Genomic DNA, 7,170 nt, shown 5'->3' on the forward strand with positions numbered 1-7,170 from the left:
GCTCAAGTACTCCCCCGGTGCCTTGATCGGCACCGGAGGGGCGCTGGAAACACCCAGCCAGAGCATGTCCATCAGGCACGTACAACCCATCACGTCTCCGGCGGACCTTGCCCAGGTGCCACTGGAGGAACGCGAAGGACTGCCTCCCCTGAAGCTCGCCGACGTGGCAACCGTCGTGGAGGACCACCAGCAACTGATCGGTGACGCGGTCATCAATGGCGGCCCCGGACTGATGCTGATCGTCGAAAAGCTGCCGTGGGGCAACACCCTCGAAGTCACCCGCGGGGTCGAGGAAGCGCTCAAGGAACTGCAGCCCGGCCTGACCGGAATCGCAGTCGACACCACCCTGTTCCGGCCCGCCTCGTTCATCGAGGAATCGCTCGGCAACCTGAGCCTCGCGCTGCTGCTGGGCTGCTTCCTGGTGGTCCTGGTGCTGAGCGTCTTCCTGTTCCAATGGCGGACAGCCCTGGTGAGCGTGACGGCGATCCCGTTGTCGCTGATGGCAGCGGCCCTGGTGCTGTATTGGACCGGGGGCACGATTAATACGATGGTGCTTGCGGGGCTGGTGATTGCCGTCGGGGTCGTGGTGGACGATGCCATCATCGACGTCGAGAACATCGTCAGGCGGCTCCGGCACCACCGCGCCAGCGGCGGGACCGAAAGCACCGCCCGCGTGGTCGTCAACGCCTCTCTGGAAGTCCGCGGCCCCATCGTCTACGCCACACTGATTATCGTTGCCGCCACGGTGCCGATCTTCTTCCTGGACGGCCTGACGGGCGCCTTCTTCCGGCCCCTGGCGACCGCCTACACCCTGGCGGTGATGGCGTCCATGCTGGTGGCCCTCACGGTCACGCCGGCCATGGCGTACATCTTCCTGCGCAATGCCAAACTCGAAGACCGCGATCCGCCGGTGGTCCGGGTCCTCAAGCGCTGGTACGGCGCCGCCCTGCGTCCCATTGTGAAACGCCCGCTCCCGGGCTACCTCGCGGTGGCGGCACTCGGCGTCGTCGGAATCATAGCGGCCCCGCTCCTGGGCCAGTCACTGTTGCCCTCGTTCAAGGAACGTGACTTCCTCATGCACTGGGTCACGCAACCCGGCACCTCCAACGCCGAGGAAGTGCGCGTCAGCCAACTGGCCTGCCAGGAGCTGATGACCATTCCAGGCGTCAACAACTGCGGGTCCCACATCGGTCAGGCCTTCGCCGCCGATGAGGTGGTGGGAGTCAACTTTGGCGAGAACTGGATCAGCGTTGACCCCTCGGTCGACTACGACAAGACCCTGGCCTCCATCCAGCAGGTCGTGGACGGGTATCCCGGCATTCACCGGGACGTCCAGACCTACCTCAAGGAACGTGTCCGCGAGGTGCTCACCGGTACGGGCTACTCGATCGTGGTCCGCGTGTACGGCGATGACCTGGACACGCTGAAGAAGCAGGCGGACAAGGTCAAGACTGCCCTGGCCGGCATCGAGGGTGCCATCGGAGCCAAAGTCGCACTCCAGGTCAACGTTCCGCAGGTGGACGTCGAGGTGAACCTGGACGCCGCCAACCGCTACGGCCTGAAGCCCGGTGACGTCCGCCGTGCCGCAGCCACCCTGGTATCCGGCGAGGAGGTCGGCGACGTCTACCGGGACGGCAAGGCCTATGACGTCCAGGTCTGGAGTCCTCCGGCGATCCGGACCAGCGTCACAAGCATCGAGAACCTGCCGCTGGACACTCCCAGCGGGCAGAAGATCCGGGTGGCCGATGTCGCCAAGATCACGGTAAAGCCCACTCCCAACGTCATTGAGCGTTCGGAAGGGTCCCGCCGCCTCGATGTCAGCGCCAACGTCAAGGAAGGCGATCTGGCCAAAGTCGTCGAAAAACTCGAATCCGATCTCAAGTCCGTGGAGTTCCCCACCGGATACAGCGCCGAGATCCTGGGCGAATACGCGGAGCGGCAGGCCGCCTCGCAGCGGCTTCTCCTCTTCGCGATGGGCGCCCTGGTTGTGGTGTTCCTCCTGCTCCAGGCGGCATTCCGGAGCTGGCGGCTTGCCGTTCTGGGCATCCTGACGCTGCCGGTGGCACTGGTGGGCGGGGTGATCGCCGCGCACATGAGCGGCGGAATCCTGTCCCTCGGGTCGCTGGTCGGGTTCCTGACAGTGATGGGCATCGCCGCCCGCAACGGCATCCTGCTCATCAACCACTGCCAGCACCTGGAGCAGTTCGAAGGCGTGCCGTTCGGCCGGGACCTGGTCCTGCGGGGCGCAGCCGAACGCCTGTCACCAATCCTGATGACCACGCTCGCCACCGCACTCGCCCTGGTCCCGCTGGTGGTGATGGGCAACCGCCCCGGCCATGAGATCGAGCACCCTATGGCCGTGGTGATCCTGGGTGGACTGGTGACATCGACACTGGTCAACCTGTTCATCGTTCCATCGCTCTACTTGCGGTTCGCCAAGAAGGGTCCGGCACGTCATGACCGTCAGCCCCGCGAGCCGGAACCTGTATCAGCCGTATAGCAAAAACTACCAACAATGAGAGGCCAGTCAGATGACTCCACTATCTAAGAGATTTACCGCTTACGGCTCCGCGGTCTTGCTGGTGGTGGCGTCGCTGACGGCGGCGACGGCGGCCGCGGCGACGGCAGCCACCGCGCCGGCGGTCGCCCGTTCCCAGGAACTGTGCGGCCCCGGCTCGGCGATCAAATTCAACCGCGGCGCCTTCCCGTCCAGGCCGGAGATTGACAACAAGTGGTTCCCCCTCGAACCCGGCATGCAGTACACCACCACCGGTAAAGTAGTCTCCCCGGACGGGACAACCACCCGCAAGGTTGTCAGCACGGTCACGGGGCTGACCAAGGTGATCGACGGGGTGAAGACCATCGCGATTTGGGACCGGGACTACTCCGACGGTGAGCTCGCGGAATCGGAACTTGCCTTCTTCGCCGAGACACGGAAGGGAGACGTGTGGCTCTTCGGCGAATATCCGGAGGAGTACGAGAACGGGAAGCTTGTGGGCGCGCCAAGTACGTTCATCAGCGGCATCGACAAGGCCCAGGCGGGCATCGCCATGCAGAGCCACCCGCGCCTGAAGACCCCCGCCTACCCCCAGGCCTACGCACCCAGCGTGGACTTCCTGGACTGCGGTGATGTGTTCGCGAAGGACCAACGCGTCTGCGTCGCCACTGGTTGCTACAGCGATGTGCTGGTCATCGATGAGTTCAACCCGCTGGACCCGCCAAGCGCCGGCCACCAGCGAAAGTTCTATTCCAAGCACACGGGTCTGATCAAGGTCACGGCCGTGGGCGGAGAGGACCAGGAGTTCCTGAATCTCGTCAAGATCAAGAAGCTCAGCCGCTCCGAACTGAAGAGCGTCAACGAGCAGGCACTGCAGATCGACCGCCGGGGCTACACGGTCAGCAAGGACGTCTACGCGAAGACGCCGCGCGCTGAGGTGGCACGTGGCTACGACGGCCACCACTACCACTAACGGCCCTGCCGCTCCCGTGCAATAGACAAAGGAGCCCCGGCCGGGATCTTCCCGGCCGGGGCTCCTTTGTGGGCGCCTACTTCACGTCGTCGTCAACCCAGTCCATCGACTTGGTGACGGCCTTCTTCCAGAGACGCATCTGGCGTTCCCGCTCGCCCTGGTCCATTTGCGGCTCCCACCGCTTGTCCTCGGCCCAGTTGGCCGAGCACTCGCCCAGGTCCTTCCAGAATCCGACCGCCAGGCCGGCCGCGTAGGCTGCTCCCAGAGCCGTCGTCTCGACCACCTTCGGACGGATGACCGGCACGCCGAGGATGTCCGCCTGGAACTGCATCAGGGCGTCGTTGGCGACCATGCCGCCGTCGACCTTCAGCTCCGTCAGCGGCACGCCGGAGTCGGCGTTGACGGCGTCCAGCACCTCACGGGTCTGGAAGGCGGTGGCCTCCAGCGCCGCGCGGGCGATATGGGCCTTGGTAACAAAGCGGGTCAGGCCCACAATGGCGCCACGGGCGTCCGAGCGCCAGTACGGCGCGAAGAGGCCGGAGAACGCCGGCACAATGTACACGCCGCCGTTGTCCTCCACCGAGGCCGCGAGGGTCTCGACCTCCGGGGCGCTGCCGATCATGCCGAGGTTGTCCCGCAACCACTGGATCAAGGAACCGGTGACGGCAATGGAGCCCTCCAGCGCGTAGTGCGGCGCCGCGTCGCCGAGCTTGTAACCGACGGTGGTCAGCAGCCCGTTCTTGGAATGGATAATCTCCTCGGCCGTGTTGAAGATCAGGAAACAGCCCGTGCCGTAGGTGTTCTTGGCTTCCCCGGCATCGAACGCCGCCTGCCCGAACGTGGCCGCCTGTTGGTCGCCCAGGATGCCGGCCACAGGAACCTCGCGCAGCAGCTGCGAGGTGTGGACTGTGCCGTAGACCTCGGAGGAGGACTTGATGGTCGGCATCATGGAGGCCGGGACGCCGAACGCGTCCAGAATCTCCTGGTCCCACGACAGCGTCTCAAGGTCCATGAACATGGTCCGTGAGGCGTTGGTCACGTCGGTGACGTGCACTCCGCCGTCGGTCCCGCCGGTCAGGTTCCAGAGCACCCAGCAGTCGGTGTTGCCGAAGACGAGGTCGCCGGCCTCCGCCTTGGCCCGGGCGCCCTCGACGTTGTCCAGGATCCACTTGATCTTGGTGCCCGAGAAGTAGGTCGCCAGCGGCAGGCCCACCTTCTGCTTGAAGCGTTCTACGCCGCCGTCCTTGGCGAGTTCGTCCACGATCGGCTGGGTACGGGTGTCCTGCCACACGATGGCGTTGTAGATCGCCTCGCCGGTGGTCTTGTCCCACACCACCGCTGTTTCGCGCTGGTTGGTGATGCCGACGGCGGCGATGTCGTGCCGGGTCAGGTTCGCCTTGGACAGGGCCGAGCCGATCACTTCGCGGGTGTTGTTCCAGATTTCAGCGGGGTTGTGCTCCACCCAGCCGGGCTGGGGGAAGATCTGCTCATGCTCCATCTGGCCGGAGGAGACGATGCTGCCGCTGTGGTCAAACACGATGGCTCGGGTGCTCGTGGTGCCCTGGTCGATTGCAACTACGTACTGGTTCATATTGACGTCCTTGTCTGTTTGGCGTGGCAGTTGTACTGACGGTTGAACGGGCGGTTAGTGAGGGATGACGGGGATGATGATCGGCACGACAGCTGCCACGAGGCCGCCCAGGGCGCCCCCGATGAGGGGACCGACGACCGGGATCCAGGAGTAGCTCCAGTCGCTGGAGCCCTTGCCCTTGATGGGGAGCAATGCGTGCGCGATGCGGGGGCCCAGGTCACGGGCGGGGTTGATGGCGTAGCCGGTGGGGCCGCCGAGCGAAACACCGATGCCGACGACCAGCAGGGCCACAGACAGCGGGCCGAGTCCGGATGGCGTCCCACCGAAGGTCAGGATGACGAACACGAGGACAAAGGTGCCGATGATCTCGGTGATCAGGTTCCACTGGTTGGAGCGGATCGCCGGGCCGGTGGAGAAGACGGCCAGCTGGCTGGCGGGCTCCTGCTCGAGATCAAAGTGCTGCTTGTGGGCCAGCCACATCACGACGGCGCCGAGGAAGGCACCGGTCAGTTCACCGCCGAAGTAGGTCAGGGTTGAGGCGAAGTCGACCGGAACGCCGGGAGCGTACAACTTCTTGCCGTTGACCAGCAGGCCAAAAGTCACGGCAGGGTTCAGGTGCGCACCTGAGATGGCGGCAACATAGACACCGGAGAAGACGGCAATGCCCCATCCCCAGGTCACCATCAGGAACCCGCCGTTGTTGCCCTTGGTGCCTTTGAGCGCAACGTTGGCCACCACGCCGCAACCCAGCAGGGTCAGCATGGCGGTACCGAATAATTCGGATAGGAAAACTATTCCAAGAGACATCTTTGACTCCTCTATTTTCTGTTGTCGGCGTCCGCGAGTTTGGAAGCCGTGGGGCCGGCAGCATGTTCGTGCTGCCGGCCAGCCACTGCGCCGGCCGCCAGGGCGGACCGCGCAGTGCTTGCACCCGGGCTTCCCTGCCCGGGCACGCAAGCAATATCAGGCGACCAGGCTGTGGACCCGGACACCGTGGAACCGCTGTAGCACCTCCTGTGCGTGGCTGATCTCTGAGGCCCGGCGCGCCGCGTCCCAGCCGAGCGGTCCGGAAAGGATGTCCGCGACTTCGTTGAGCAGTTCCCCGGTCACCAGGCCGCGAAAGGCCAGGGACGTGCGGCGGATGAGGACGTCCACGAGGTGCCCGATCTGCTCATGGGCGGCCATGAACTCCAGTTCCCGGGTGCTCAGCTCGCGGGTGGAATGCAGCAGCCTGTCCTGCTCGCCGGCCGCGGCCCCGTCCAGGAAGCGGATGACTTCTTCGGCGCGGGTCCCGTAGCGGGTCAGCAGCCCGGTGACGCGGGCGGCGTCGCGGCCGGCCGACATGTGGGCCTTGATCCAGCGCTGGACGCCGTCCTCGCTGTCCGGGAAGCCGGCGCCGCCGCCGATGGCGAGCTTCGCCGTCGAAACCTTCCGTTCCATACCGAGTTCGGCCAGGACGTCGTTGCTCAGGTGCTCGGCGAGGGCCCGGAACGTGGTCCACTTGCCGCCCACGAGGCTGAGGACGGCGCCGTCCGCCGCCGCACGGCGTTCGATCCGATAGTCCCTGCTGACGAAGCCGGGCTGGGTCGCGTCGTGCTTCGGAAGCGGGCGAACACCGGAGAACGAGTAGACAATCTGGTCGCGGCCCACCGGGATGTCCGGGAACACGTGGCCGATCAGGTCAAAGAAGTAATCGATTTCTGCCTCAGTGCACACGGCGTCCTGGGCCATGTCGGCGTCGACGTCGGTGGTGCCGACCAGGACGCGGTCCCCCATCGGGTAGATCAGCACGATCCGGCCGTCGGTGTGCTCGAAGAAGATTTCGCGGCCGTTGCACGCCGCGAGCAGCTCCGGATGGTCCAGCACGATGTGCGAACCCTTGGTTCCGCCCATGAACGACGACGCCGCCCCCATCGCCTCGTTGGTCAGGTCGACCCAGGCGCCGGTGGTGTTCACGACGACGTCGGCAGTGAAGTCGAACACCTCGCCGGTCAGTTCATCCCGCAGCTGGACAGTAGTTCCTGGAGTGCCGGGGGTGCCGGGGGTGCCGGGGGTTCCGGAGCCGCCCAGCGAGACCAGGGAGACGTAATTGCTGGCGCGGGCGTGGCT

The 7,170-nt window shown here is 65.4% G+C and carries 5 protein-coding genes; 2 read left to right on the forward strand and 3 right to left on the reverse strand.

The genetic code is table 11. The features are described from left to right. Both AC1D1S_RS17900 and AC1D1S_RS17905 read left to right on the forward strand, forming a co-directional pair. A partial coding sequence (locus AC1D1S_RS17900; RefSeq protein ID WP_476995084.1) for an efflux RND transporter permease subunit occupies positions 1-2,500 on the forward strand: 2,500 nt, incomplete at its 5' end. A 31-nt stretch (positions 2,501-2,531) separates the two neighbouring features. Further along, positions 2,532-3,470, forward strand: a complete 939-nt coding sequence (locus AC1D1S_RS17905) for a hypothetical protein (protein WP_243177387.1) — start codon at positions 2,532-2,534, stop codon at positions 3,468-3,470. 76 nt (positions 3,471-3,546) lie between these two features. On the opposite strand, the gene glpK is transcribed toward AC1D1S_RS17905, so the two are convergent. The 3 genes from glpK to AC1D1S_RS17920 all read right to left on the reverse strand — a co-directional run. Next, positions 3,547-5,061 carry a glycerol kinase GlpK gene (glpK, locus tag AC1D1S_RS17910; RefSeq protein ID WP_459384928.1) on the reverse strand — a complete coding sequence of 505 codons (1,515 nt, stop codon included), beginning with the start codon at positions 5,059-5,061 and terminating at the stop codon, positions 3,547-3,549. 54 nt (positions 5,062-5,115) lie between these two features. After that, positions 5,116-5,868 carry an MIP/aquaporin family protein gene (locus AC1D1S_RS17915; RefSeq protein WP_028276452.1) on the reverse strand — a complete coding sequence of 251 codons (753 nt, stop codon included), beginning with the start codon at positions 5,866-5,868 and terminating at the stop codon, positions 5,116-5,118. Positions 5,869-6,024: 156 nt separating this feature from the next. Beyond that, the coding region (locus AC1D1S_RS17920) for a glycerol-3-phosphate dehydrogenase/oxidase (protein WP_476995085.1) at positions 6,025-7,170 on the reverse strand (1,146 nt) is incomplete at its 5' end.

Source organism: Arthrobacter sp. P1_A5 (assembly GCF_056406825.1).